The organism is Pseudomonas sp. Marseille-Q5115 (assembly GCF_916618905.1).
GTDB classification, from domain to species: Bacteria; Pseudomonadota; Gammaproteobacteria; order Pseudomonadales; family Pseudomonadaceae; genus Aquipseudomonas; species Aquipseudomonas japonica_A.
In genome coordinates this window covers 4243171-4268931 of record NZ_CAKAKI010000001.1, presented here as the reverse complement: position 1 = coordinate 4268931, position 25761 = coordinate 4243171, and the positions used below count along the sequence as shown (strand labels likewise).

The 25761-nt window shown below is 61.3% G+C and carries 22 protein-coding genes and 1 riboswitch; of the genes, 11 read left to right on the top strand and 11 right to left on the bottom strand.

The annotated features are described in order from the left end of the window. Positions 1-32: 32 nt before the first annotated feature. The gene (locus tag LG385_RS19420; RefSeq protein WP_181113656.1) at positions 33-632 is read left to right on the top strand and encodes a YceI family protein; all 600 of its coding nucleotides are present in this window, start codon (positions 33-35) and stop codon (positions 630-632) included. A gap of 69 nt (positions 633-701) precedes the next feature. Here LG385_RS19420 and LG385_RS19415 read toward each other — a convergent pair whose 3' ends face one another. From LG385_RS19415 to ahcY, 4 genes are all read right to left on the bottom strand, one after another. Beyond that, positions 702-2600, bottom strand: coding sequence for a DEAD/DEAH box helicase (locus LG385_RS19415; protein WP_225775551.1), 1899 nt, complete (start codon positions 2598-2600; stop codon positions 702-704). Between the two features lie 303 nt (positions 2601-2903). Next, a complete protein-coding gene (locus LG385_RS19410) occupies positions 2904-3593 on the bottom strand; it encodes a substrate-binding periplasmic protein (protein ID WP_225775550.1) in 690 nt (229 codons plus the stop codon). 140 nt (positions 3594-3733) lie between these two features. Continuing rightward, a complete protein-coding gene (gene metF, locus LG385_RS19405) occupies positions 3734-4582 on the bottom strand; it encodes a methylenetetrahydrofolate reductase [NAD(P)H] (protein WP_225775549.1) in 849 nt (282 codons plus the stop codon). A gap of 95 nt (positions 4583-4677) precedes the next feature. Next, positions 4678-6087, bottom strand: coding sequence for an adenosylhomocysteinase (gene ahcY / locus LG385_RS19400; RefSeq protein WP_225775548.1), 1410 nt, complete (start codon positions 6085-6087; stop codon positions 4678-4680). A 22-nt stretch (positions 6088-6109) separates the two neighbouring features. Continuing rightward, positions 6110-6222, bottom strand: a riboswitch (S-adenosyl-L-homocysteine riboswitch). A 129-nt stretch (positions 6223-6351) separates the two neighbouring features. On the opposite strand from ahcY, the gene LG385_RS19395 reads away from it, so the two are divergent. From LG385_RS19395 to LG385_RS19385, 3 genes are read left to right on the top strand one after another with little or no spacing between them, the layout of a single operon-like run. Beyond that, the gene (locus tag LG385_RS19395) at positions 6352-6756 is read left to right on the top strand and encodes an acyl-CoA thioesterase (RefSeq protein WP_318781407.1); all 405 of its coding nucleotides are present in this window, start codon (positions 6352-6354) and stop codon (positions 6754-6756) included. Between the two features lie 21 nt (positions 6757-6777). Then, positions 6778-7614 carry an EamA family transporter gene (locus tag LG385_RS19390; RefSeq protein WP_225775547.1) on the top strand — a complete coding sequence of 279 codons (837 nt, stop codon included), beginning with the start codon at positions 6778-6780 and terminating at the stop codon, positions 7612-7614. Positions 7615-7628: 14 nt separating this feature from the next. After that, positions 7629-8015 carry an MAPEG family protein gene (locus tag LG385_RS19385; RefSeq protein WP_225775546.1) on the top strand — a complete coding sequence of 129 codons (387 nt, stop codon included), beginning with the start codon at positions 7629-7631 and terminating at the stop codon, positions 8013-8015. Between the two features lie 18 nt (positions 8016-8033). Here the strand turns inward: LG385_RS19385 and LG385_RS19380 are convergent, their stop codons facing one another. From LG385_RS19380 to LG385_RS19365, 4 genes are all read right to left on the bottom strand, one after another. Next, on the bottom strand, positions 8034-8429 hold the full coding sequence (locus LG385_RS19380; RefSeq protein WP_181113635.1) for a DUF1090 domain-containing protein: 396 nt from the start codon (positions 8427-8429) through the stop codon (positions 8034-8036). Next, positions 8426-10177: an NAD-dependent DNA ligase LigB gene (gene ligB, locus LG385_RS19375; RefSeq protein ID WP_225775545.1), complete on the bottom strand. Its 1752-nt coding sequence runs from the start codon at positions 10175-10177 to the stop codon at positions 8426-8428. The genes LG385_RS19380 and ligB overlap by 4 nt, the downstream gene beginning before the upstream one ends. 91 nt (positions 10178-10268) lie before the next feature. Beyond that, entirely contained in the window at positions 10269-11459 is a 1191-nt protein-coding gene (gene metK / locus LG385_RS19370) for a methionine adenosyltransferase (protein ID WP_181113631.1), read from the bottom strand. 20 nt (positions 11460-11479) lie between these two features. Then, complete coding sequence (locus LG385_RS19365) at positions 11480-12475, bottom strand: ArsR/SmtB family transcription factor (protein WP_225775544.1); 996 nt, start codon at positions 12473-12475, stop codon at positions 11480-11482. 186 nt (positions 12476-12661) lie between these two features. Here LG385_RS19365 and tkt point away from each other — a divergent pair, with 186 nt between their 5' ends. The 6 genes from tkt to fba all read left to right on the top strand — a co-directional run bounded on the left by tkt (position 12662) and on the right by fba (position 18737). Next, positions 12662-14659, top strand: a complete 1998-nt coding sequence (gene tkt / locus LG385_RS19360; protein ID WP_225775543.1) for a transketolase — start codon at positions 12662-12664, stop codon at positions 14657-14659. A gap of 87 nt (positions 14660-14746) precedes the next feature. Beyond that, positions 14747-15811, top strand: a complete 1065-nt coding sequence (epd, locus tag LG385_RS19355; protein ID WP_225775542.1) for an erythrose-4-phosphate dehydrogenase — start codon at positions 14747-14749, stop codon at positions 15809-15811. Positions 15812-15814: 3 nt separating this feature from the next. Further along, positions 15815-16978 (top strand): phosphoglycerate kinase, encoded by a 1164-nt coding sequence (locus LG385_RS19350; RefSeq protein WP_225775541.1) that lies wholly within the window; start codon positions 15815-15817, stop codon positions 16976-16978. Positions 16979-17025: 47 nt separating this feature from the next. Next, on the top strand, positions 17026-17223 hold the full coding sequence (locus LG385_RS19345; protein ID WP_225775540.1) for a hypothetical protein: 198 nt from the start codon (positions 17026-17028) through the stop codon (positions 17221-17223). A gap of 63 nt (positions 17224-17286) precedes the next feature. Further along, positions 17287-17490 carry a lipoprotein gene (locus tag LG385_RS19340; RefSeq protein ID WP_225775539.1) on the top strand — a complete coding sequence of 68 codons (204 nt, stop codon included), beginning with the start codon at positions 17287-17289 and terminating at the stop codon, positions 17488-17490. Between the two features lie 182 nt (positions 17491-17672). Further along, on the top strand, positions 17673-18737 hold the full coding sequence (gene fba / locus LG385_RS19335) for a class II fructose-bisphosphate aldolase (protein WP_181113617.1): 1065 nt from the start codon (positions 17673-17675) through the stop codon (positions 18735-18737). A 110-nt stretch (positions 18738-18847) separates the two neighbouring features. On the opposite strand, the gene LG385_RS19330 is transcribed toward fba, so the two are convergent. Continuing rightward, the gene (locus LG385_RS19330) at positions 18848-19522 is read right to left on the bottom strand and encodes a polysaccharide lyase family 7 protein (RefSeq protein WP_225775538.1); all 675 of its coding nucleotides are present in this window, start codon (positions 19520-19522) and stop codon (positions 18848-18850) included. A gap of 333 nt (positions 19523-19855) precedes the next feature. Here LG385_RS19330 and LG385_RS19325 point away from each other — a divergent pair, with 333 nt between their 5' ends. Then, positions 19856-21973 carry a putative bifunctional diguanylate cyclase/phosphodiesterase gene (locus tag LG385_RS19325; protein WP_225775537.1) on the top strand — a complete coding sequence of 706 codons (2118 nt, stop codon included), beginning with the start codon at positions 19856-19858 and terminating at the stop codon, positions 21971-21973. Positions 21974-21995: 22 nt separating this feature from the next. Here LG385_RS19325 and yccS read toward each other — a convergent pair whose 3' ends face one another. Next, the gene (yccS, locus tag LG385_RS19320; protein WP_225775536.1) at positions 21996-24197 is read right to left on the bottom strand and encodes a YccS family putative transporter; all 2202 of its coding nucleotides are present in this window, start codon (positions 24195-24197) and stop codon (positions 21996-21998) included. Positions 24198-24275: 78 nt separating this feature from the next. Then, entirely contained in the window at positions 24276-25739 is a 1464-nt protein-coding gene (gene selO, locus LG385_RS19315) for a protein adenylyltransferase SelO (RefSeq protein ID WP_225775535.1), read from the bottom strand. Between the last annotated feature and the right edge of the window lie 22 nt (positions 25740-25761).

Below are 25761 nucleotides of genomic sequence, written 5' to 3'. Positions count from 1 at the left end.
TATTAATGCACGTACCGCAAAGGAAATGGAAAATGCTTAAACACACTCTGGCCGCGCTTGCGCTCGGCACTGCCGCACTCACCGCTGGCCAGGCCATGGCGGCTGATTACCATATCGACAAGGAAGGCCAGCACGCTTTCGTCAACTTCAAGATCAGCCACCTGGGCTACAGCTTCATCACCGGTACGTTCAAGGACTTCGACGGCACTTTCAGCTTCGACGCCGCCAAGCCTGAAGACAGCAAGATCGACGTAACCCTGAAGACTGCCAGCGTGTTCACCAACCAGGCCGAGCGCGACAAACACATCAGCAGCAAAGACTTCCTGGACGTTGCCAACTACCCTGAAGCGACCTTCAAGTCCACCAGCGTCAAGCCAACCGGCAAGAACGCCGATGGCAAAACCACAGCTGATGTGACCGGTGACCTTACCCTTCACGGCGTGACCAAGCCTGTGGTCATCAAGGCCACCTTCCTGGGCGAAGGCAAAGACCCATGGGGCGGCTACCGCGCCGGCTTCGAAGGCACCACCAGCATCAACCGCAAGGATTTCGCGCCCAAGTCCATGGACCTTGGCCCGCAGTCCGATACCGTTGAGCTGTACTTCGTGTTCGAAGGCGTGCAGAAGAAGTAAGCCTTTACGAGCATAAAAAAACGCCGCGCCCCTGTCAGGGAGCGCGGCGTTTTTCATTGCCGGTGAAAATCAGTTCTTGCGGGTCAGCAAGGCTGGTTTCTCGCCGGTCTTGGCGCGGTTCTGCAGATCATCGAGCTGCTCGGCCGTCAGGGTGCGGTCCAGCTTGGATTCTTTCATGATGATCTTTGGCTTTGGCGCTTCGCGACGGCCTTCGGTGACTGCCGGCACTGCACCTTCCTCGCGAGGGCGACGGTTGCGTGGGTTATCACGGCGGTTCTGCCCCGCACCGGCACCTTGGCCGGCATTGTTACGCGGGCGCTTGGCGCCACCGTCGGCGGCCGAACGCGGCCCGGCAGGCTGGCTACGACGCGCGCCTTGGCCAGGGGCCTTGGCAGCCGCAGGAGCCTGGCTCACGCCAGCACTTGCAGGGGCATTAGGGCGACGGTTGCGGCCCTGACCTTTCTGGTTCTGGTAGGGGCTGACGTAATCGGCCCGGTTGCCAAAGTTATCGACTTCGTCGTCCAGGAACGCTTCAGGGTCCCGGTTGCCGGGTTCGACCGCTGGCGCGCCAGCCGATTGTGCCGGGCGCTGGGGTTGGCGGGGGCCACGTGCCCTGGGCTGACGGCCTTCGGTACGCTCGGCGCCGCGTTGTTCGCCAGAGCGGCTATCGGCCGCTTTCTCGCGGGGCTTGTCTTTCCCTTTGTCCTTGCCTTTATCCTTGCGCCCGCCCGAGGCAGGTTTGTCCCCACGGGGCTCACGGCCGCGCGGCTTGTTAGCCGGAGGACGTTCGCGGGTTTCGGGCTTTTCGGCCTCGATGGTGCTAGCGTCGAAGCCCATCAGCTCGCCATCGGCGATCTTCTGCCGGGTCATGCGCTCGATGCTCTTGAGCAGCTTTTCTTCATCTGGAGCAACCAGCGAGATCGCTTCGCCGTTGCGCCCGGCACGGCCAGTACGGCCGATCCGGTGCACGTAGTCTTCCTCGACATTGGGCAGTTCGAAGTTTACAACGTGGGGCAGTTGGTCGATATCCAGGCCGCGGGCCGCGATGTCGGTGGCCACCAGCACACGCACAGTATTGGCCTTGAAGTCAGCCAAAGCCTTGGTGCGCGCGTTCTGGCTTTTGTTGCCATGAATCGCGGCGGCGGTAAGGCCGTGTTTTTCGAGGTATTCGGCAAGGCGGTTGGCGCCGTGCTTGGTACGGGTGAACACCAGCACCTGTTCCCACGCGCCTTGGGTGATCAAGTGTGCCAACAGGGCGCGCTTGTGGCTGGCGCCGATGCGGTATACGCGCTGTTCGATTCGCTCGACCGTGGTATTGGGCGGGGTGACTTCGATCCGCTCCGGGTTGTGCAGCAGCTTGCCGGCGAGGTCGGTGATGTCTTTGGAGAAGGTTGCGGAGAACAGCAGGTTCTGGCGCTTCTCTGGCAACCGTGCCAACACCTTCTTCACGTCATGGATGAAACCCATGTCGAGCATGCGGTCGGCTTCGTCCAGCACGAGGATTTCGACGTGAGTCAGGTCGACGCTGCCTTGGCCAGCCAGGTCGAGCAGGCGGCCAGGGCAGGCGACCAGCACGTCCACACCCTTGGCCAGGGCCTGTACCTGTGGGTTCACGCCTACGCCACCGAATACGCAGGCGCTGACGAATTTCAGGTCGCGGGCATAGATACGGAAGCTGTCATGGACCTGTGCAGCCAGTTCGCGGGTAGGCGTGAGCACCAGTACCCGGGGCTGACGAGGGCCGTGACGCTGGGATTTGTCCGGGTGGCCGGCTGGGAACAAGCGTTCCAGGATCGGCAGGGCGAAACCGGCGGTCTTGCCAGTACCAGTCTGGGCGGCAACCATCAGGTCGCGGCCCTGCAACACGGCGGGGATTGCCCGCTGTTGCACGGGGGTAGGCTGCGTGTAGCCAGCGGCTTCGATAGCACTGACTAGAGCCTCGGAGAGACCGAGGGAAGCAAAGGACATGGGCAATCCTGTTCATTGTGAGGGCTTGGGCCCGAGGGAACGTTTGCCTGGCGCGGGGGCGGATATCGACGCAACCGCGTCCGGTACTGCTGGCGCTCGCGGAGGGTCCGCAGCGGGCTGCCGAGGCTGGGCCATGGCGCGGGCATGCGAAGAGGGAATGCGAGGTCCGGCGTCCGGGCGTAAGCCTGGCGGGAACGCCGGAGTATAACAGAGCGTTGGCATGACGCTGAGATTTCACTGCCCGATGGCCGGTTTTTTATAGGGGGAACGGGTTTGCCGCCGTTAATCAGGCATGCGTAACGGTCAGTGGTCGTAGCGCTTGAGCAGTTCCCGGTAGGCGGGCTCACGTTTGAAGGCTTGCAAGGTGCTGGCGAAACGCTCGGCCAGCTCTGCGAGCTCACCCGTGCGGCGCAGCGCCAGATACAGCACGTCGCTGTGCAAGGTGCCAGGGATTTCTCTGATACGGCCCTCAAGGCCTGTTTGCCGCAAAGCGAACCGGCCTTGGCGGCGATCGCCAATTACCAGGTCCACACGGCCAAGCAAAAGTTTGCCAAAGTTGGCCTCCAGGTTGGGCGCTGGCTCCTTCTGTGCCTGTGAACCTTCGAACACGGGCCCATAGAGGAAGCCCGGCGCTGTGCCTACGCGCAAGCCTTGGAGGCTCTTCAGGCGAGCGGCGGGCTGAGGGCGTTCGTTTGCTTCGTACAGCACGAACTCAACCGAGGACAGCGCCTCGTTGGCATAGATCAACTGCCGTTCCCGGGTGGGTGTACGGAAAATGTCGAGCACGGCGTCAGCCTGGCCTTCCTCGATCATCATCAAGCAGCGCTTCCATGGCAGGAACTGCCACTGCACCTGTATACCCAGCCTGTTGAAGACTTCGTTGGCGATTTCGTAGTCGATACCTGTCAGCGCCGTGCCGTCCTGATAAACGTAGGGTCCCCAGGGCTCGGTGACGATGCGCAGCGGCTGCGCCGATGTAAATATCGGCGACACCAGGGCAAGAACGAAAATAAAAAGACAGACGAGGGCGCGCATGGGCGCAGAGTAAGCGCAGGGGGTGAAGCTGACTAGTCAGGCTTTCCCCTAATGGCACGATGAAGGCCCGGCGCTGAATAACGCCGGGCCCGCAAGGTTTAGCGGGGCAAGCCGAGGTTGTGCCAGATGGCCAGGCTGGCCTGGGCCTGGTTCAACGTATAGAAGTGCAGGCCTGGAGCGCCACCTTCCAGCAACTGTTCACACATACGCGTGATCATTTCTTCCCCGAACGCCTGGATGCTGTTGGCGTCATCGCCATAAGCTTCCAGCTGCTTGCGAACCCAGCGAGGGATCTCCGCGCCGCAGGCTTCGGAAAACCGAGCCAGCTTGCTGTAGTTGGTGATAGGCATGATGCCCGGCACGATAGGCAAATCCACGCCCAGTTTGCGTACCCGGTCAACGAAATAGAAGTAACTATCAGCGTTGAAGAAGTACTGGGTAATCGCGCTATCGGCCCCCGCCCGCGCCTTGCGTGCGAAGTTCGCCAGGTCGTCCTCGAAGTTGCGCGCCTGCGGGTGCATTTCCGGGTAGGCGGCGACTTCGATGTGGAAATGATCGCCCGTCTCGGCGCGAATGAATTCCACCAGGTCGTTGGCGTGGCGCAGCTCACTGGAGGCCATCCCCATACCCGAAGGCAGGTCGCCACGCAGCGCGACAATGCGCTTGATGCCGGCGTCGCGGTACTGCACAAGCAGGTCTCGCAGTTCAGCCTTGCTGTCACCTACGCACGAAAGATGCGGGGCGGCTGGAACCTGTACTTCACGCTCCAGCTGCATCACGGTGTCGAATGTGCGGTCGCGCGTAGACCCACCCGCGCCATAGGTGCAGGAGAAGAATTCGGGCTTGTAGGCGGCCAGCTGGCGCGCCACGTTCATGAGCTTTTCGTGGCCGGCGTCGGTTTTCGTCGGGAAAAACTCGAAGCTGAAGCTTTTATTGGCAAAAGACATTTCAGGGCAGCTCTTCGAAGAAGAGCCGCAAGCAGCAAGCTACATGCGGCAAGCCCGGTTTGAGCTTGCCGCTTGCCGCTTACCTCTTGCAGCTATTAATAACGGTAGGTGTCTGGCTTGAATGGGCCTTCGACGGTTACGCCGATGTATTCAGCCTGCTTGGGCGTGAGCTGAGTCACTACGCCGCCAAAGCCACGCACCATTTCCAGTGCCACTTCTTCGTCCAGCTTCTTGGGCAGTACTTCAACGGTAAGGCGTTCAGCCTTGGCCGCTGCCGGCAGGTCCGCGAACTTCTGCGCATACAGGTGGATCTGTGCGAGCACCTGGTTGGCGAAGGAGCCATCCATGATCCGGCTTGGGTGGCCAGTGGCGTTGCCCAGGTTCACCAGGCGGCCTTCGGCCAGAAGGATCAGATAGTCGTCGTTCTGTGCGTCAAAGCTACCGGCGCCGGTACGGTGGACTTTGTGCACCTGCGGCTTGACCTCTTCCCATGCCCAGTTCTTGCGCATGAAGGCGGTGTCGATCTCGTTGTCGAAGTGGCCGATGTTGCACACCACGGCGCGTTTTTTCAAAGCACGCAGCATGTTGGCATCGCACACGTTGACGTTGCCGGTGGTGGTTACGATCAGGTCGATCTTGCCCAGCAAGGCGGCGTCCACGGAACCTTCGGTGCCGTCGTTGATACCGTCCTTGTAAGGGGAGACCAACTCGAAGCCATCCATGCAAGCCTGCATGGCGCAGATCGGGTCCACTTCGCTGACCTTCACGATCATGCCTTCCTGACGCAGCGACTGGGCCGAGCCCTTGCCTACGTCACCGTAGCCAATCACCAGCGCTTGCTTGCCGGACAGCAAGTGGTCGGTACCACGCTTGATGGCGTCGTTGAGGCTGTGACGGCAACCGTATTTGTTGTCGTTCTTGCTCTTGGTCACCGAGTCGTTCACGTTGATCGCCGGCACCTTGAGGGTACCCTTGGCGAGCATGTCCAGCAGGCGGTGTACGCCGGTGGTGGTTTCTTCGGTAACACCATGGATGCGCTCGAGCATCGCCGGATATTTGTTGTGGAGGATTTCGGTGAGGTCACCGCCGTCGTCCAGCACCATGTTGGCGTCCCATGGCTGGCCATCCTTGAGGATGGTCTGCTCGATGCACCACTCGTATTCGGCTTCGGTTTCGCCTTTCCAGGCAAATACCGGAATGCCCGCGGCGGCAATGGCGGCGGCGGCCTGATCCTGGGTGGAGAAGATGTTGCAGGACGACCAGCGCACTTCGGCACCCAGGGCAACCAGGGTTTCGATCAGCACGGCGGTCTGAATGGTCATGTGGATGCACCCGAGAATCCTGGCGCCTTTGAGCGGTTGCTCGCCCGCATATTTGCGGCGCAGGCCCATCAAGGCTGGCATTTCGGATTCGGCGATGATGATTTCGCGGCGGCCCCAGGCAGCCAGGGAAATATCGGCGACCTTGTAGTCGGAAAAATCGGCAGGCGTCAGTACAGCACTCATTCGAGAGTCTCCATTCGTAGTATGCGAATGGGCGCCGTTGTGCGTTCGGGCGAGGCCCGGGGCCGGTCATTGCCGGCCATGCTAACGCCCCAACCGAGCCTGACAGGATGACCTGCTGCAGCGCCCCTCGGTTGGGTGGCGGGAACGCCCACGTAGCGCGGGCGGTGAAACGTTGCGCAGTATATAGGGTGGCCGGGCAGGGTGTCGAATCCGCCGGGCGGTCAGGCATGATAGGGTTGGCCTACAGACATTGAGGGGGTGCACATGAATTTCCATACCCGCAAGTGGGTTAAACCAGAGGATCTCAACCCGAACGGCACGTTGTTCGGTGGCAGCCTGCTGCGCTGGATCGACGAAGAAGCGGCGATTTACGCCATCGTGCAGCTGGGTAACCAGCGGGTGGTGACCAAGTACATCTCCGAGATCAATTTCGTCAGTGCTTCCCGGCAGGGGGACATCATCGAGCTGGGTATCACAGCTACCGAGTTTGGCCGAACATCGATCACGCTCACCTGTGAGGTGCGCAACAAGATCACCCGCAAAAGCATCCTGACCGTGGACAAGCTTGTGTTTGTGAACCTGGGTGAGGACGGCCTCCCGGCGCCCCATGGCAGGACCGAGATCCGCTACATCAAGGACCAGTTCGCCGAAGAAGGGTTGAACGGCTGATTCAAACGAAAAGGATTTCGGGTGTTCGCCACTACTCTTGTTCTGCTCGCGGCTGTGTTGCACGCAGCCTGGAACACGTTGGTCAAGTTCAGCGCCGAACGACTGCTGGTGGTTGCGAGCATGGACGCCATTGCGTTCCTGCTCGCGGTGCCACTGGTGTGCCTGGTGTCTGTGCCGCCCGCAGCCATATGGCCTTGGATGATTGCCAGCGCCCTGTTTGAGTTGCTGTATCGCTACCTGTTGATCCAGGCCTATCGAACCGCTGACCTGGGGTTGGTTTACCCGCTGATGCGAGGTTTGTCTCCGCTGGTAGTGCTGGGCCTCACATTGATAGTGGGTAATGAGCCGCTCCACACGAATCAGGTACTGGGCATCCTGTTGATACCCTGCGGGATGGCCTGCCTGCTATGGCAGGGCGGGGGTGGCGATCGCCTGCCGTGGTCAGTGTTGCCCATTGTAGTGCTCATCGGCATTTGCATTGGCAGCTACACATGGATCGACGGCCAGGCCCTGCAGCGCTGGGGAAGGCCGCTGGACTACCTGGCCTGGCTTACCTTCATCAGTGCATGGCCGTTTCCGGCCCTTGCTCTGGTCAATCGCCGAGAACGCTTCAGGCAGTTCTGGCGTAGCCAATGGCGGCTTGGCACCACCGTGGGTGTGTGCGTGCTTGCAAGCTATGCGCTGGTGCTATGGGCCATGGCTGCGGGCTCGGTGGCGGAAGCCGCCGCCTTGCGTGAAACCAGCGTGATACTGGTGGTGCTTTTCGGCATGCGTTACCTCAAGGAGCCCCTTGGGTTGCCACGCTTGCTGGCCTGCGTGTTAGTGGTGGCCGGCATCATGATCATGAAAATAAACTGACAAGCGAGAGAACAATGACGACTGCTTATTGGTGTGTACTGGTCGCGATCCTGCTGCCGTATGCCTGCACGGTAACCGCCAAACTGGCCGGCGATCGCTTTGGCCCCAATGCCAATCGTGACCCTCGCGCCTGGCTGGACAAGCAACAGGGGCTATCAAAGCGTGCACATGCCGCGCAGTTGAACGGCTTCGAGATCACCCCGGCGTTCGCCGCGGCAGTCATCATCGCGCACCTCGCAGGGGGTACTACCCAAGGCACCATCGACCTGCTCGCCATGCTCTTCGTGGCAAGCCGGGTGGCTTATATCCTGTGCTATCTGGCCGACCGGGCACCGCTGCGCTCGATCGCCTGGTTCGTGGGGCTTGGGCTGATCATCGCCCTGTTTTGCGTAGCGGCCTGATACGGGTCGCTCACGGGTTTATTTGTCCAGTTCGTCGACAGCTTCCTGAAGCTCCTTGCGGGCTTCGGCGAGCTTGTCCTTGCGCTTGTTGATCTTGTCCGGATCGCCCTTTTTCATGGCCTTGTCGAGATCAGCCTGGCGCTCGCTTACTTCTTTCTTGGCGTCCAGCACTTTGGTCTCGCGCTCTTTCTTGAGGCGGTCGTCGGTGCAGTTGGCCTGCAACTCTCCCAGGGCGATCTGCAGGCCTTCGAGCTGGCTGGTGTTGCCGGCTTCGCGGGCACGAGAGATCTCCTCCTGTACGCGTTGTTCCTTGGCGGCACACCCCTTCGCCTCGGCGCTTTCATCCGGCGTGGCCGCCAGGGCTGGCTGGGCCATTGCGCCAAGAAGAAGGGTGAGGGTAAGCAAAGCTTTCATGAGGTCTCCGGGGTTGTAGCGGTAAGTTCAGGCCCATTGGAACGGATGTCCGGGGGAAGTTCAAACCCTTCAACGAACCCGTCCACACCCAGACGGTGAAGCGCGGCGGCCATTTTCAAAGCGGGAGGATGATGGAAAAAGGCCACTAGTTGGCTGGCCTTGCCGCTGCCGATCCCGGTTTCATTGGCCCAATCCGACGCGGAGCGGCGCGCGAGGGGAGCCCAGTGCGGCACAAGCTGCACGCTTCCCAAGGGCGGTACGCTCATCGCTTTAAGCCATTTTCTGAAAGGTTTTTGGCGGGCACCTTCAAAGCTCGCAGCGATTCGCTTCGCGGAGCGCTCACCAATGCCATCGACAGCGGCGAGCGCTGCCTCATCCAGGGTCAGCCAGCTGTGCAGTTCGGGTAACAGCCCGGCATCCAGCAGGCGCTCCCAGGTTGCCTTGCCTACGTGGGCCATGCCCAGTGCATCCCGGTGGCTCATCCATTGCAGTCGGGCCAGGTATTGGCTGCGGCAGCCTGTATCGAGAACCCAGCATGTCAACGCATTGAAGCTGTAAGGTTCGGGGGGAGTTACCGGGTAGCGGACAGGGCTACGCATGATCACACCGCCCACGCGCGGAATGGTCAGCCCGGCAAGTTCCAGCGAGACCTGATCCCCTGGCCTTGCGTCCAGTGTTTGCCAGCGCCGAAGCGAGCCCAGGCTGGCACGCTTCACGGTACGATCATCCAGGCGCACGGGATGCAGTTCCAGCACTGGCGTGATTCGACCGGTTCGGCCAACTTCGAAGGTCACCTTGTGCACCTCGGCGAGCACGCTGCGCCAAGGGTATTTCCAGGCAGCGATCCAGTAGGGCGCTTGCGCCTTCCAGCGATGCGCAGCGGGCCGTTGGCTATCCCGCAGGATGATCCCGTCGGTGGCAAACGGAAGTGGCTCGTTGTACCAGCGATCCCGCCAGCCACGCGCGTCTTCCGGGTCGCTTATCCGATGGCTGTACGCCTGTGGTTCCGCAAAGCCCAGTTCGGCCAGTTGCGCCAGACGCTCCGCCTGCGTACCGGGCCCTTTCGGCCAATCCCAGGGAAAGAAGCCAAGCGCCTGGCCCTCGGCGGTGGTCAGGTTGTGGCGCGCCATCATTCCGGCAACGCGGCTGCGCGCGTTCAGGCTTCCGGCCTGGGCCTGGACATGCCCCTCCAGGCGAAGGAAGAGTTCCCCCTGCAGTTCAAGGTCTACGTTGCGTGGCAGGGTAGGTGGCACGCCCGAAACATGCCGACCGTTGGCGGTCCAGTCATGCCCGCTCACGCCATCGCCGCGGCTGATTACCTTGGCAAGGCGGCCCCGCTCGTAAACGATGGTCACCGCGACGCCATCCACTTTGGGTTGCACCCATACTTCCTCGCGCCCGCTCAGCCAGGCCTTGGCGTCATCGGCGTCCACCAGCTTGGCCACGCCAGTATGCGCGATCGGATGCGCAACAGGGCCTGAGCTGGCGGCAAGTGGCGAGGGCGCGGGTGCATTGCCAGCGGGATAACACTGCCGCCAGGCACGCAGGCGGGTTTCGGCCTGGTCATAAAGTTCGTCATCCACCTTCGACACGCCGTCGCGGTGATACGCCAGGTTCCATTCATCCAGCTGGCGCTGGAGGCTCTCTACTTGAGCGGCAGCGTGTTCCGGTGACCATGCAGGGCAGGCCCAGGAGGGAGTGGATGCCAGCAGCGCAAGGGCGCCAAGGCAGCGAATCGGGTTCCACATACAGAGCATCCTTGCTCATCGGGAGGGAATGCCAAGCCTAGAACGAAAAAGCCTCTCGCGAAGGAGAGGCTTTTTCAGCATGTTGCCCGGATCAGAGGTTGGCGGCAGCCCGCAGCGCGTCGGCGCGGTCGGTGCGCTCCCAGGTGAACGCCGTGAAGGTGTCGTTGCCGACGGTCATTTCATAGGGGTTGCGCCCGAAGTGACCGTAAGCCGCAGTGGCCTGGTACATCGGGTGCAGCAGGTCCAGCATGCGGGTGATGGCGTACGGGCGCAGGTCGAAGTGCTCGCGTACCAGCTGGATGATCTTGTCGTCCGACAGTTTGCCGGTGCCGAAGGTGTTCAACGAGATGGACGTAGGCTGCGCTACGCCGATTGCGTAGGACACCTGGATCTCGCAGCGGTCGGCCAGGCCTGCGGCAACGATGTTCTTGGCCACGTAGCGGCCGGCATAGGCGGCGGAGCGGTCGACCTTGGATGGGTCTTTGCCGGAGAATGCACCGCCACCGTGACGTGCCATGCCGCCGTAGGTATCGACGATGATCTTGCGACCGGTCAGGCCGCAGTCGCCCACCGGGCCACCGATGATGAAGTTGCCGGTGGGGTTGATGTGGTACTGGGTGTCCTTGTGCAGCAGCTCGGCAGGCAGGCAGTGCTTGACCACCAGTTCCATCACGGCTTCACGCAGGTCGGCGTATTTCACTTCCGGGTTGTGCTGAGTCGACAGCACCACGGCATCGATACCCACTACCTTGCCGTTTTCATAGCGGCAGGTGACCTGAGACTTGGCGTCCGGGCGCAGCCACGGCAGCAGCCCGGATTTGCGCGCTTCGGCCTGGCGCTCTACCAGGGCGTGCGAGAAGCGGATAGGCGCCGGCATCAGCACGTCGGTTTCATTGCTGGCGTAGCCGAACATCAGGCCCTGATCGCCCGCGCCCTGGTCTTCCGGCTTGCTGCGGTCCACACCCTGTGCGATGTCCACGGATTGCTTGCCAATGATGTTCATGACCGCGCAGGTCGCGCCGTCAAAGCCGACTTCCGAGCTGTTGTAGCCGATGTCGATGATGACCTTGCGCACGATCTCTTCGAGGTCGACCCAGGCCGAGGTGGTGACTTCGCCAGCGATGATCGCAACGCCGGTCTTGACCAGCGTTTCGCAGGCAACACGGGCGTGCTTGTCTTCAGCGATGATGGCGTCCAGCACCGCATCGGAAATCTGGTCGGCGATCTTGTCCGGGTGCCCTTCGGACACAGACTCGGAGGTGAAAATGGAGTATTCGCTCATCTCGACGGCTTCCTGAAAAATTACCGATGGTGAGTGTCGCCAGCCGGCCGCCGGAAGTGGCGAACCTGTATCTGGAAACCGTTACGAAGGCCCACGTAGAGCCCATCCCCGGGGCGAAGCCCCGCAGCGGTGGCCCAGCGGGCCAGTTCTTCCTGTTCAAAACCCAGCCAGAGATCTCCGCAGGCCGTCCTGGCCCAATCCTGGTCATGGCTACACAACTCTGTAACCAGCAGACTGCCACCGGGCTTTACCCGGGCAGCCAGCTGTTTCATGGCATGGGCGGGGTCGCTGAAATGGTGCAAAACCATGTTCACGACCACGCAATCGGCGCTCAGCGTGGTTTCACCCAGCGCATCGTCCAGCCGCAATTCCACATTGTCTATGCCTTCGCGGCGGCACAACTGGCGAGCCAGTTCGAGCATCTCGGGGCTGTTGTCCACGGCAGTGACCTGGCCGAAGCGGCGGGCCAGGTCCGGTAAAAAACCACCGTCCCCCGGGCCTACTTCCAGCGCGGTCGCGTTGCCGCCGGGCGGGAGGGTATCAAGCAACGCCAGCAGGCTTTCTCGATACTGGGGCAGGCCGGCAATCAGATCCTGTTGAGCGCGGAACCGATCTGCCACGCGGGAAAAGAACACCTGGCTGGCATTGGCGCGCTGGCGTTCTACCTCTGCCATTCTGCGCTGGGCGTCGACGGGTAGCTCCAACGTGTCGGCTTCTTCCAGCAGCGCGCCGTGCAGGCGACCACCAATACGGTGGTCAGCCGGCAACGCGCGGCGATAGAAGATAGCGTTGCCTTCGCGCCGCGTAGCAACAAGGCCAGCCTGGGCGAGCACCTTCAAGTGGTGGCTCATGCCGGACTGCCCGATATCGAAGATCTGCGCCAGTTCCAGTACCCCGAACGAATCGCAGGCCAGCGCGCGAAGCACATTCAGGCGCAGCGGATCGCCACCGGCCTTGCACAGGCTGGCGAGGTCGTCGGCGGGTTCGTGGCTGATGGAAGGTACGCGCAAGCTCATAGGGCCGGGAGTCTAGTGCGGCCCCGGGTCACTCGCAAGGGTAATATCAAAAAGTTTTGATATTGGGCGAGTGAACCGTTTAAGGGCGAAAAATGCGCCGCACCGGCTATCTTCGATTGCGAGCACACCCGGCCATCAGCGAAAATGCCGCTTTTGCAGTTTCATCATTGTCAGTGGAGATCAGCGATGCCCAGCCGTCGTGAGCGTGCCAACGCCATTCGTGCCCTCAGCATGGATGCCGTGCAGAAAGCCAACAGCGGCCACCCCGGTGCCCCCATGGGAATGGCCGACATTGCCGAAGTGCTGTGGCGGGATTTCCTCAAGCACAACCCGGCCAACCCTGCATTCCTGGACCGTGACCGTTTTGTCATGTCCAACGGGCACGGCTCCATGCTGGTCTATTCGTTGCTGCACCTTACCGGCTACGACCTGTCCATCGATGACCTGAAAAACTTCCGCCAGCTGCATAGCCGCACCCCGGGCCACCCCGAATACGGCTATACCCCGGGCGTGGAAACCACCACCGGCCCGCTCGGCCAGGGCCTTGCCAACGCGGTAGGCTTCGCCATCGCGGAAAAAGCACTCGCCGCGCAGTTCAACCGCCCCGGTCACGACATCATCAACCACAACACTTATGTGTTCCTGGGCGATGGCTGCATGATGGAAGGCATTTCCCACGAAGTATGCTCGTTGGCCGGTACGCTGGGCCTGGGCAAGCTCATCGCCTTCTATGACGACAACGGCATTTCCATCGACGGCGAAGTGGAAGGCTGGTTCAACGATGATACGCCCAAGCGGTTCGAAGCCTACGGCTGGCAGGTGATCCGTAACGTGGACGGCCACGATTCGGACGAAATCACCACTGCCATCGAAACCGCGCGCAAAAGCGCCCAGCCCACGCTGATCTGCTGCAAGACAACGATCGGCTTCGGTTCGCCCAACAAGCAAGGCAAGGAAGAGTGCCACGGCGCACCGCTGGGCAACGACGAAATCGCCCTTACCCGGGCCAACCTCAAGTGGAACCACGGGCCGTTCGAAATTCCGGAGGATATCTACAAGGAATGGAACTGCCGCGAGAAGGGCACTGCCGCCGAAGCCGAGTGGGATCAGCGTTTCGCCGCCTATTCCGCCGCGCATCCGGACCTCGCCAACGAGCTCGTCCGCCGCATGAGCGGTGAGTTGCCAGCCGACTTTGCCGAGCAAGCCAACGCCTACATCGCCGAAGTGGCCGCCAAGGGTGAAACCGTCGCTAGCCGCAAGGCCAGCCAGAACACCCTGAATGCCTTTGGCCCGCTGTTGCCCGAGCTGCTGGGCGGCTCCGCCGACCTGGCCGGCTCCAACCTCACCCTGTGGAAGGGTTGCAAGGGCATCAGTGCCGAGGACGCCGCCGGCAACTACCTGTACTACGGTGTGCGCGAGTTCGGCATGAGCGCCATCATGAACGGCATCGCCCTGCATGGCGGCTTCGTACCTTACGGCGCGACCTTCCTCATCTTCATGGAATACGCGCGCAATGCCGTGCGCATGTCCGCCCTGATGAAGAAGCGTGTGCTGTATGTGTTCACCCACGATTCCATCGGCCTCGGCGAAGACGGCCCTACCCACCAGCCGATCGAGCAACTGGCAAGCCTGCGCGGTACGCCTAACCTGGACACCTGGCGCCCGGCGGATGCAGTCGAGTCGGCCATCGCCTGGAAATACGCGCTGGAGCGCAACGACGGGCCTTCGGCGCTGATCTTCTCTCGCCAGAACCTCACCCACCAGCCGCGTGACGCCGAGCAACTGGCCAATGTGGCCAAGGGCGGCTATGTACTGAAGGACTGCGCAGGCGAGCCGGATCTGATCCTGATCGCAACGGGTTCCGAGGTTGGCCTTGCCGTGCAGGCCGCCGATGCGCTGACCGAGGCCGGCCGCAAGGTGCGTGTTGTTTCCTTGCCGAGCACCAGCGTGTTCGACGCGCAGGACGCGAGCTACAAGCAGGCGGTACTGCCGCTGGAAGTGACCGCGCGGATCGCTATCGAAGCGGCCCACGCAGACTTCTGGTACAAGTATGTAGGCCTTGAAGGCCGCATCGTCGGCATGACCACTTTCGGTGAGTCTGCTCCGGCACCGGCACTGTTCGAAGAGTTCGGCTTTACCGTGGACAACATCGTCGGTATCGCCAACGAGCTGCTCGAAGACTGACCCGCTCCGTCGCCGCGGCCTGCCTGGTACGGGCGGTTCCGCGGCGGCGCCGCTCACCAAGCTGCTCACCAAGGTGTAGACCGCGCCATGTCCCTATCCCGCCCTTATCGGGTTGCCCTCAATGGTTACGGCCGTATAGGCCGTTGCGTGTTGCGGGCATTGTACGAGCGCCGTGACCACGCAGGCATCGAAGTGGTCGCGTTGAATGACCTGGCGGACCTGCCGAGCCTTGAATACCTCACCCGCTTCGACTCCACCCATGGCCGCTTTCCGGGCGATGTGCGAATCGACGGCTCAGACCTTTGCATCAACGGCGATCGCCTGAAGGTGCTGCGCAGCGCAACGCCTGAAGGCGTGGACTGGGCAGGCCTGGGGCTGGACCTGGTCATGGAGTGCTCCGGCGCGTGGCATTCCCGCGCCGATGGCGAGCGTTTCCTGGCTGCAGGTGCCCCCCGGATGCTGTTTTCCCAGCCTATGGCCAGCGAGGCGGACGTTGATGCCACGGTGGTCTATGGGATCAACCAGCATCATCTGAGTGGCGCCGAGCGGCTGCTGTCCAATGCCTCCTGTACCACCAACTGCGCGGTTCCGCTGCTGCGCCTGCTCGATGCGGCCTTCGGGATCGAGTACGCCTCCATCACCACGATTCACTCGGCCATGAATGACCAGCCAGTGATCGATGCCTACCATCATGAAGACCTTCGCCGTACCCGTTCGGCGTTCCAGTCGGTGATTCCAGTCTCTACTGGCCTGGCGAGAGGAATAGAGCGCCTGCTTCCGGAACTTGCAGGCCGAATTCAGGCCAAAGCAGTGCGCGTGCCTACCGTCAATGTGTCTTGCCTGGACATCACCCTTCAGACTGCCCGCGACACTGACGCGCAGGAGGTCAACCGAGTGCTGCGTGAAGCAGCGTCTGGCGGGCCATTGAAAGGCCTGCTGGCCTACACCGAGTTGCCGCACGCCAGCTGTGATTTCAACCATGACCCGCATTCGGCCATCGTCGACGCCAGCCAGACGCGTGTGTCTGGCCCGCGGCTGGTCAACCTGCTGGCCTGGTTTGATAACGAATGGGGCTTCGCCAACCGAATGCTTGATGTCGCGGGGCATTTCCTCGGCATCGCCACCACAAAAATGAACACGCCTAAGGACTGACACATGACCGTGTTGAAAATGAGCGACCTGGACCTTCAAGGCAAGCGCGTGCTGATTCGCGAAGACCTGAACGTTCCGATCAAGGACGGCGTGGTAGCCAGTGACGCGCGTATCGTCGCTTCGCTGCCCACCATCAAGCTGGCGCTGGAAAAAGGCGCCGCCGTGATGGTGTGCTCGCATCTGGGCCGTCCGGTGGAAGGCGAGTTCTCTGCCGAGAACAGCCTCAAGCCTGTGGCCGAGTACCTGACCAAGGCATTGGGCCGCGACGTGGCGCTGGTGTCCGACTACCTCGACGGGGTCACGGTCGAGCCAGGTAACGTAGTGTTGTTCGAGAACGTGCGCTTCAACAAGGGCGAGAAAAAGAACGCCGACGAGCTGGCGCAGAAGTACGCCGCCCTGTGCGACGTGTTCGTAATGGATGCCTTCGGCACCGCACACCGGGCCGAGGGCTCTACCCACGGTGTGGCGAAATTTGCCAAGGTCGCGGCTGCCGGCCCATTGCTGGCCGCTGAGCTGGATGCCTTGGGCAAGGCGCTGAAGGCGCCGGCCAAACCCATGGCGGCTATCGTTGCAGGCTCCAAGGTGTCCACCAAGCTGGACGTATTGAACAGCCTGAGCACTGTCTGCGACCAGTTGATCGTGGGCGGTGGTATCGCCAATACCTTCCTGGCAGCCGCTGGGCACAAGGTAGGCAAGTCCCTCCACGAGCCGGACCTGCTCGACACCGCCCGCGCGATCGCGGCCAAAGTCAGCGTGCCGCTGCCCGTGGACGTGGTCGTGGCCAAGGAATTCGCTGAAAGCGCCGTAGCGACGGTGAAGGATATCGCCGACGTTGCCGACGATGACATGATCCTGGACATCGGCCCGAAAACCGCGGAGCAGTTCGCCGAGCTGCTCAAAAGCGCCAAGACTATTCTGTGGAACGGCCCGGTCGGTGTGTTCGAATTCAACCAGTTCGGGAACGGCACCAAGGTTCTGGCCAAAGGCATCGCCCAAAGCCCGGCGTTTTCCATCGCGGGTGGTGGCGATACCCTCGCGGCCATCGACAAGTATGGTGTTGCCGGTGATATTTCCTACATCTCCACGGGCGGCGGCGCCTTCCTGGAGTTCGTGGAAGGCAAGGTATTGCCTGCAGTCGAGATGCTGGAACAGCGGGCAAAAGGCTGAGCTTTGTGATTCGCGGCGCGCTTGTTCTCACCCTCGCCTGTGGCCTTATGGCGTGTAGTCATGAGGCCAGTCGGCAGCAAAAGGGGGGTACCGCCGCTGAGCGCTGTACCCCGGAGGGCGACCACGCCAACTGGCGGGCACGGTGGCAAGCCGAGACGGCGCCGGTGATTGACAAGCGGCAGGGCCAGGAGGCCATGGATAACGACGAAGCGGACACCGCCGAAAGCATGGTGCCGTGCCCATGAGGCAACGAACGTTCAGCGGGGCGGTCTTTTGAAAACCATCCCGGTACGTGAAAGGAGTCCATCATGAAGCGTGTTCTTGCGTTGGCCTGCTCTCTGCTTGTGTTGTCAGGTTGTTCGATGTTCGGTGGCGAACGCAGTGCGTGCGAGGTATTCAGCCCTGCTCCGGTGGAGCTGCCGAGCAATCAGAATGACCAGCGCGTGCAAACCAACGCGACAGGCGATCCGACCGCAGGTGCTAACAACCTGCAGGATTGCGGGTCGCGTTGACCTGGGCCGCCTTGCTTCGGCAATGCGGTGGTTGCTGTCCACGATTTGATTGGCCGGGGCCGTACATGGTCCCGTGAACACCCCCCGGGCCCACGTGATGGCCCGTGGCTAGCCTGTAGGGCGGTCGCTTTGGTGGCCGCGCTTGCACCTTAAACGACCCTGGACCGGGAGAGATACACACCATGGCACTGATTAGCATGCGCCAGTTGCTGGACCACGCCGCCGAATTCGGCTACGGCGTTCCGGCGTTCAACGTGAACAACCTTGAGCAGATGCGCGCGATCATGGAAGCGGCCGACAAGACCGACTCGCCAGTGATCGTTCAAGCGTCCGCGGGTGCTCGCAAATACGCTGGCGCACCGTTCCTGCGCCACTTGATTCTCGCCGCCGTCGAGGAATTTCCGCACATCCCGGTGGTGATGCACCAGGACCACGGCACCAGCCCCGACGTCTGCCAGCGTTCTATCCAGCTGGGCTTCAGCTCGGTGATGATGGACGGCTCGCTGAAGGAAGACGGTAAAACCCCGTCCGACTACGACTACAACGTACGTGTTACCCAGCAAACCGTCGCGTTCGCCCACGCCTGTGGCGTGTCGGTAGAAGGCGAACTGGGCTGCCTGGGCTCGCTGGAAACCGGCCAGGCCGGTGAAGAAGATGGTGTGGGCGCCGAAGGTATCCTGGACCATAGCCAGATGCTGACCGACCCCGAAGAAGCTGCGGATTTCGTCAAGCGCACCCAGGTCGACGCCCTGGCCATCGCCATCGGTACCAGCCACGGTGCCTACAAGTTCACCAAGCCGCCTACCGGCGACGTGCTGGCGATCGACCGTATCAAGGAAATCCACAAGCGCATCCCCAATACCCACTTGGTAATGCACGGCTCGTCCTCGGTACCGCAGGACTGGCTGGCGATCATCAATGAGTTTGGTGGCGACATCAAAGAAACCTACGGCGTGCCGGTCGAGGAGATCGTCGAAGGTATCAAGCACGGCGTGCGCAAGGTGAACATCGACACAGACCTTCGTCTGGCCTCTACTGGCGCGATCCGCCGCTTCATGGCGCAGAACCCCAGCGAGTTCGACCCGCGTAAATACCTGGCTTACACCGTTACCGCGATGCGCGACGTGTGCATTGCTCGCTATGAAGCGTTTGGTACAGCTGGCCATGCCTCGAAGATCAAGCCACTGTCCCTCGAAGTGATGTTCCAGCGCTATGCGAAAGGTGAATTGGCCGCCAAGGTCAACTAAGTTTCATATATAACCGCAGCGCAAAAAAAAGCGGCGCGTAACAGCTCAGAAAAAGAGCGTTACGCGCCGCTTTGTTTATAGGGCCCCTCCGTAGGAGGAGCGCCTATAAATCAGGAGCCTTTCACATGGCTGATTTCCAGCTTGGTGAAGGTCACCTGGCCGCCCTCGGAGGAATAACCGGCGTTGTCTTGTACGTATACGCCTGCCTTGAAGTACAGGTCTTTGGTTTTCCAGCCGGTGCTCAACTGTTTCGCCCAGTGGTAGTTGGCCGCATCGATCGTCAGCATGCCGCTAGGGCTCAAGTTGATGGTGTAGTCAAACTTGCTGTTCAACGGAACGCCGGTACCAACCTGAATCACCGTTGGCTCGTCCTGCGAAGGCGACGAACGCAGCTTGGCGACGATGTTGCCGGTCTTGCTGCTGGTCTTGTACTGGTATTCCAGCTTCACCATCGGCTCGTTGCTGTCGTACTGGTGGATTTGCCCGATAACGAGCTTGCCGGTCGATGGCACCTTGTTGACAGTCAAGCTGGCACGCAGGAAGTTATTGGCAGCTGGGTACTTCCAGTTGCGAAGCGAACCATCGGTATTGGTTTCGCGCAGTTCGCTGCGTGGGTATTTCGCGCTCTTGGTAGTGGACCCGGTAACCGGGGCCCAGAAGAACAAAGTGCCATTATCGGCGCGGAAGTAGGAGTCCTTGTAACCCTTCACCAATGCTGGCGTTTCGATCGTCTTCGCGGGGCTGCCGACGGGGATGCTGAGGTTCCAGGTGGAGAGGTCGATCATGATATTTCACCTACACTACTAAACTGAAGAAAAGTTAATGGCCGAATAAATGTGATGAAAAAGCCCGGAACAATCCGGGCACATATAAAGGTGGCCTCCCTTTGTATGTAAAAGACGATACACTGTTTGCAATGCGGCGCCATCCCTTTGGCGCCAACCGTTTGTCGGCATCGCCTAACCCCTTGATTCGGTACGTTTCAGCAACTTACCGTTCGTCAGCTACGTCACAAAATGAGAGTTTTCCCGTTGCGTTAAGCGACAAAAGCGAGGCTAGAGTGTCTCCTACCCGGGCCCAGCGAACGCTGGCTTGTGGCCACCTTGATGAGAAGTAGCATGGATCGCGCGCACACCAGACCGACTGAAGACCGATCGACCATCCTTGTGGTGGACGACTATCCCGAGAATCTTCTGAGCATGAGGGCGCTGTTGGAGCGTCAGGATTGGCAGGTGATGACCGCGCCTTCGGGCGTCGAGGCCCTTGGCCTGCTTCTCCAGCACGAAGTGGACCTGGTGTTGCTGGACGTGCAAATGCCCGGCATGGACGGCTTTGAAGTCGCCAGGTTGATGAAAGGCAGCCAGCGCACGCGCCTTACGCCGATCATTTTCCTCACGGCCAACGAGCAATCCGATGCCGCAGTGCTCAAGGGCTACGCCAACGGTGCCGTGGACTACCTGTTCAAGCCCGTGGACCCGGAAATTCTCAAGCCCAAGGTGCAAGCCATCCTGGAGCAGCAGCGCAGCCGACGTGAATTACAGCGGCTGACACGGGATCTGGAAACGGCAAGGGCCTTCAACGCGTCGGTACTGGAGAATGCGGCCGAGGGCATTCTGGTTATCGACGAGATCGGCAATATTCGCTTCGCCAACCCCGCCATCTCCCGGCTACTGGGCGCAACCATCGATGAATTACAGAGCGCGCGCTTGCTGGACTTCATCGAAAAGCCCAGCGTGGCCAGCTGGCACGAATCCGAGTTCTTCCGCGCCTATACCTTGCGCGACATCCACCGGGTGCACGACGCCATACTCAAGACCTACTCTGGCCAATCCTTGCCGGTGTCCCTGTCCTGTGCGCCGCTGGCTTCAGAAAAAGCTATGGTGCTTACGGTCCAGGACATGTCCGTGGTACGCAACCTGCACCAGCAGCTCGAATTCCAGGCGGTCACCGATCCACTCACCGGGCTGCTCAACCGGCGTGGCTTCTACCAGACCGTTGAAAGCGCCCTGGTGCGTAACGAGCGGCCAGAGAAAAGCCAGGCTCTCCTTTATCTGGACATGGATGGCTTCAAGCGGATCAATGACACCCATGGCCATGATGCTGGCGACCGGGTGCTGCGCTGGGTCGCCACGCAGCTCAAGGCGTTGTTGCGCCCGTACGACATCATCGGGCGTATTGGCGGCGATGAGTTCACGGCCTTGCTTGATACCCTGGACTACCCCGAGCAGGCGGCGAAGGTCGCCGAAAAGATCCTTGAGCGGATGCGCAGTTGCACCCAAATCGATGGCTTGGAAGTCAGCCTGGGAGTGAGCATTGGGATTGCCACCTATCCTGAATGTGGCGTGAACCTGGAACACCTCTTGCGTGCAGCCGACATCGCCATGTACGCCGCAAAGCAGGCCGGCAAGCAGCAGTACCGCTATTACGACCAGGACCTGAACGTAAGGGCGCGTTCCCGGCTGCTGTTGGAAGAGAGCGTCTCCGCCGCGATCGAGCACAAGGAATTCTCCCTCGTTTACCAGCCGCAGGTTCGCCTGGCTGACGGCCGCCTGCGCGGCTTCGAGGCGTTATTGCGATGGCAGCACCCGAGCGTGGGGGATGTGCCTCCAGGGCTGTTCATTCCTTTGCTGGAGGAAGCACGGCTGATCAGCCGGCTCACGTCCTGGATCTATCAGGAGGGCGCATCGCAACGTCGGCAATGGCGGGAGCGTTTCGATGATGACCTTGTCCTGGGGATAAGCCTGAGTAATGCCCAGTTCAGCATGCCTAATCTGATTGCCGAACTGCAGCACGCGATCTCGGCCAACGGCCTGATGCCACACCAGCTGGAGATCGAGGTCGTCGAGCCGTCGCTGTTGCACAACCCTGAAGAAACCCGCCGCCAGCTCTCATTGCTCAGGGGCCTGGGCGTGCGGGTGGCGCTGGACGATTTCGGCTGGGACCATTGTTCGCTGAAGATACTTCGAGACCTGCCCATCGATACCCTGAAACTGGACCGGCAATTGATCGCTCGCTTGCCGCATTCCGAGCGCGACACCGCCATCGCGCGCTCGATCATCGACCTGTGCAAGGCCTTTTCCATCACCGTGATTGCAGAAGGCGTGGAAACCGCCGAGCAATACCGCTGGCTGGTGGACAACGGTTGTGAATACATTCAGGGCTTCGTGGTAGCTCATCCGCTTACGGCCACGGATGCGGGCCAATTCCCCGCAAGGTATCCGTGGGACTTCGCCTGAGCGACGACAGGGGGTTTGCCGCCTAGAGCACCGGCGCGCGGGTAGCGGCCGGCCTGGGCTGCGCCAGATGCGCCGCCATGGTGCGCAGCGGGGCGAGATGACTAACGATAAGGGCCAACTGGGCTTGTACCAGCCGTTGGCTTTCGTCCATTTCCTCCGGCATCTGCTCCAGATGCTCGGCCAGGGCCTGCTCCTCTTCGTTATGCACCGCAATGCTGCTGCGCTCGGCCAGGCCCTTGGCTATTGTTTCCAGGCTATTGGCCAGTTGCTCGCCCACGCCGGTTATCAGTTCCTCGCGTACGGGCTCCGGCAAACTGGTGCCACGGTGCGCGCCCAGCCCGGAGAGATAGCTCAGCAGCGTGTGGGACAACACCAGAAAGCGGAACCCGGCGTCGGCCTCTTTGCGAAAGTGCCCCGGTTCCAGCAGCATGTTCGACAGCGTGGTGGATAGGGCGGCGTCCGCGTTGTGGGCGTTGCGCCGGGCCAATCGGTAGGCGAGGTCGTCGCGCTTGCCCTCGGCGTACTGTCTCAGGATCTGCCGCAGGTAAGCACTGCTGCAGCTGAGTGTGTTTGCCAGCACCTTGTTCAAGCGCCGCCCCTGCCAGTCGGGGAGGAACAGAAACACGCACAGGCCGGCGATCAGGCTGCCCAAGAGGGTATCCAGCAGCCGCGGCAGGAACAGGCCATAGCCATTGCCCGTCTGGTTGAAACAGAACAGCACCATCAGCGTGATCGCCGCAGTCGCCAGCGTATAGCGCGTGGTGCGGTTGACGAAGAACACCAGGCCTGCCACTACCGCGAACAGCGATTGCACCACAGGGTTGGGGAACAGGTCAAACAGCGCCCAGCCTGCGGTAAGCCCGATAGCAGTGCCGATGATTCGCTGGCCCAGCTTGCGCCGGGTAGCACCATAGCTTGGCTGACACACGAACAGCGTGGTGAGGATGATCCAGTAGCCTTGGCTGGGGTGAATCAGGTGAACCATGCCATAGCCTATGGTCAGCGCCAGGGGCAGGCGCAACGCATGGCGGAACAGCAACGACGTGGGGGTAAGGTTCTGCCGCAGGCGGGCCCATACATCCTTGAAGCTGCGTGGCGAGCGATCCAGCAGGCTGCTGTCGGTGGCTTCTGCAAGAATGTCAGGGTTACTGGCATCGCTCAGCAGCCGGTCCAAGGTGCCCAGGTTGGTCGCCAGCGCCCGCAACGATCGCAGCAGGCCCTTCCATGCCGGGTTACTCTGGATGCGAAGGTGCTCCAGTGAGGCGTGGAGGTCGCTCAACGCTTCGGCGAAGGTATCGTCATAAATAAATGGCTGCCGCAGTTGCAGCGTCTCGGACAAGCGTTCGCATGCCTTTCCCTGCTGGCGCAACAAGCGCTGGCAGCGAAACAGTACATCGCTATGAAAGAACGCTTCGGCGAGTGCGTTATACGGGTAGTGAGTGGAGCTTGCCCGTTCATGAATGTCCTGCGCCAGAAAATACAGCTTCAGGTAGCGGCTGACCTTGGAGCCCGGGCGGGAACTGCCAACGCGGTTGAAGATGATTTCCTTGGAGGTGTTCAGCGCGGCCACCACCCGACCGTTCTGCCGGGCGAGCTCCAGCCGCCGCCCCTCTACATCCAGCCCCCGGATGGGCTCGAACAGTGATGATTTGAGCTTCAGGTACAACCCGAGCTCGCGGAACACTCGGGCCAGCCCTTGCTGCACGGGCTGGTTGGAGAACAGGGCCTGCCACACGACCGAGAGCACCCCATACCAGGCCGCGCCCGCGACCAGCAAGGCTGGCTCATGCCAGTAGCTGGTGAGCTCGCCACCTCGTTGGTCCACGCCGATCATGGTGTACACCGAGAGGATCAGCGTGGCATAGGCGATGGCCCCGTATCGCTCGCCCAGCGCCCCCAGCATGGTCAGGGCGAAACTGGCCAACGCCATGGACGCCACAAAAATGATGGGGTAGGGGAATAGTAGCTCTACCGAGAACGCCGCAACGCTGAAGCACACCAAGGTCACCAGGAGTGCATTGAGGCGGCCCTGCCAATTATCGTCGGTTTCGGCCAGTGCGCTGGCAATGATCCCCAGGAACAGAGGGATCAGCATATGCAAGTCGTTCCGTGACCAGCACAACGCCATGCTGCCTGTCAGGGCGATGAATACCCGCACGCTGTAGCTGAATTTATCCCGCGCCCAGAGCCGGCGCAGGGTATTCCCGAAAGATCTCGAAGCCATGGGAGGAGGGCCTGGTTCAGATGCCGCGATCATACAGGATTGAAAAGCGGTTTGAGCGAGGCGAGCCTGGCTGCCCTGTCAGGAAGAGCAGCTGATCTCCAGGTGCTTGCCCCAATCTGGCGGCCGCTGAGCGTAGGCGTCCATACCCGCTTGTGCTTCGAAGGGGTTGCTCAGTACCTGATGCAGGCGGCGAACTTCGCTGTAGTCACCCGCCTCTGCCGCTTCGATGGCATTTTGCGCCAGGTAGTTGCGCAGGATGTACAGCGGGTTCACGGCATTCATACGCGCCGTGCGAGTAGCGGGAGCCTCGTCGGGCTGGCGTGCGAGGCGATCAAGGTACAGCGCCCCCCACCCATCAAACCCGGATAGGTCCACAAAGTGGTCACGTAACTGTTTGATCGCCGGGCCCGGTGCCTGCTCACCAAGGTGGCGGAAGAACAGGTTGTAATCCACGGCGCTGTTCTGCATCAGCTGCAACAGGCGCTCCACAAGCCCCTGGTCTTCTTCCTCGGCCGTTACCAGGCCCAGGCGACGGCGCATCAGGTCCAGGTAACTGGCCTGGAACAAGGGAAGGAACAATTCCAGCGCCTCCCGCAAAGCATCCACTTCGATCAGTGGCGTAAGCGCCTGGGCCAGTGCGCTCAGGTTCCAGTGGGCAATAGGCACCTGGTTGCTATAGGCGTAGCGGCCCTGATTATCGGAGTGGTTGCAGATAAAGCGTGCGTCAAAGTCATCGAGAAACGCATAGGGGCCGAAATCGAAGGTAAGCCCCAGGATGGACATGTTGTCTGTATTCATTACGCCATGGCAGAAGCCGTACGCTTGCCATTTGGCAATCATTTCGGCGGTGCGCTCGACCACGCTTCTGAACATGGCGAGGTAAGGCTGCTCTTCAGCCGCGCACTCCGGGAAATGAGCGCTGAGTACGTGGTCCGCCAGTTGCTTGTGCAACTCAGGCTGGCGCGTGTAGTAGAAATACTCGAAATGGCCGAACCGGACGTGGCTGGGCGAAAGCCGCAGCAGCATGGCGGCGCGCTCCTGGCGTTCGCGCCATACGGGGGTATCGGACGCCGTAACGCACAACGCGCGAGTGCTGGGGATGCCCAGCGCATGCAGCGCTTCGGAGGCCAGAAATTCTCGAATCGACGAACGCAGCACCGCTCGGCCATCGCCCATCCGTGACCACGGCGTTTGCCCCGCGCCCTTGAGATGAAGGTCCCAGTGCTCGCCGGCGTCGTTCACCACTTCGCCAAGCAACAATCCACGCCCGTCTCCAAGCTGCGGGTTGTATTGGCCGAACTGATGGCCGGAATACACCATCGCCCTGGGCTCTGCCTCTGCCCATAGCTTGTGGCCGCTGAACACCTCGGCAAAGAGTGGCGTAGCTGCCTGGGCCGCGTCCAGATCCAGCAGCCCCATGGCGGCCTCGCTGGCGATGACCAGCCGAGGCGCCTCGATGGGCTCCGGCAGTACCTGGGTGGAAAACGCGTCTCCCAGCCGGGCGAAGCGGTTATCGAATTCGAGTTCGTCCAGCGCTTTCATCGGAGCTCCCCGCAAAGGCTCA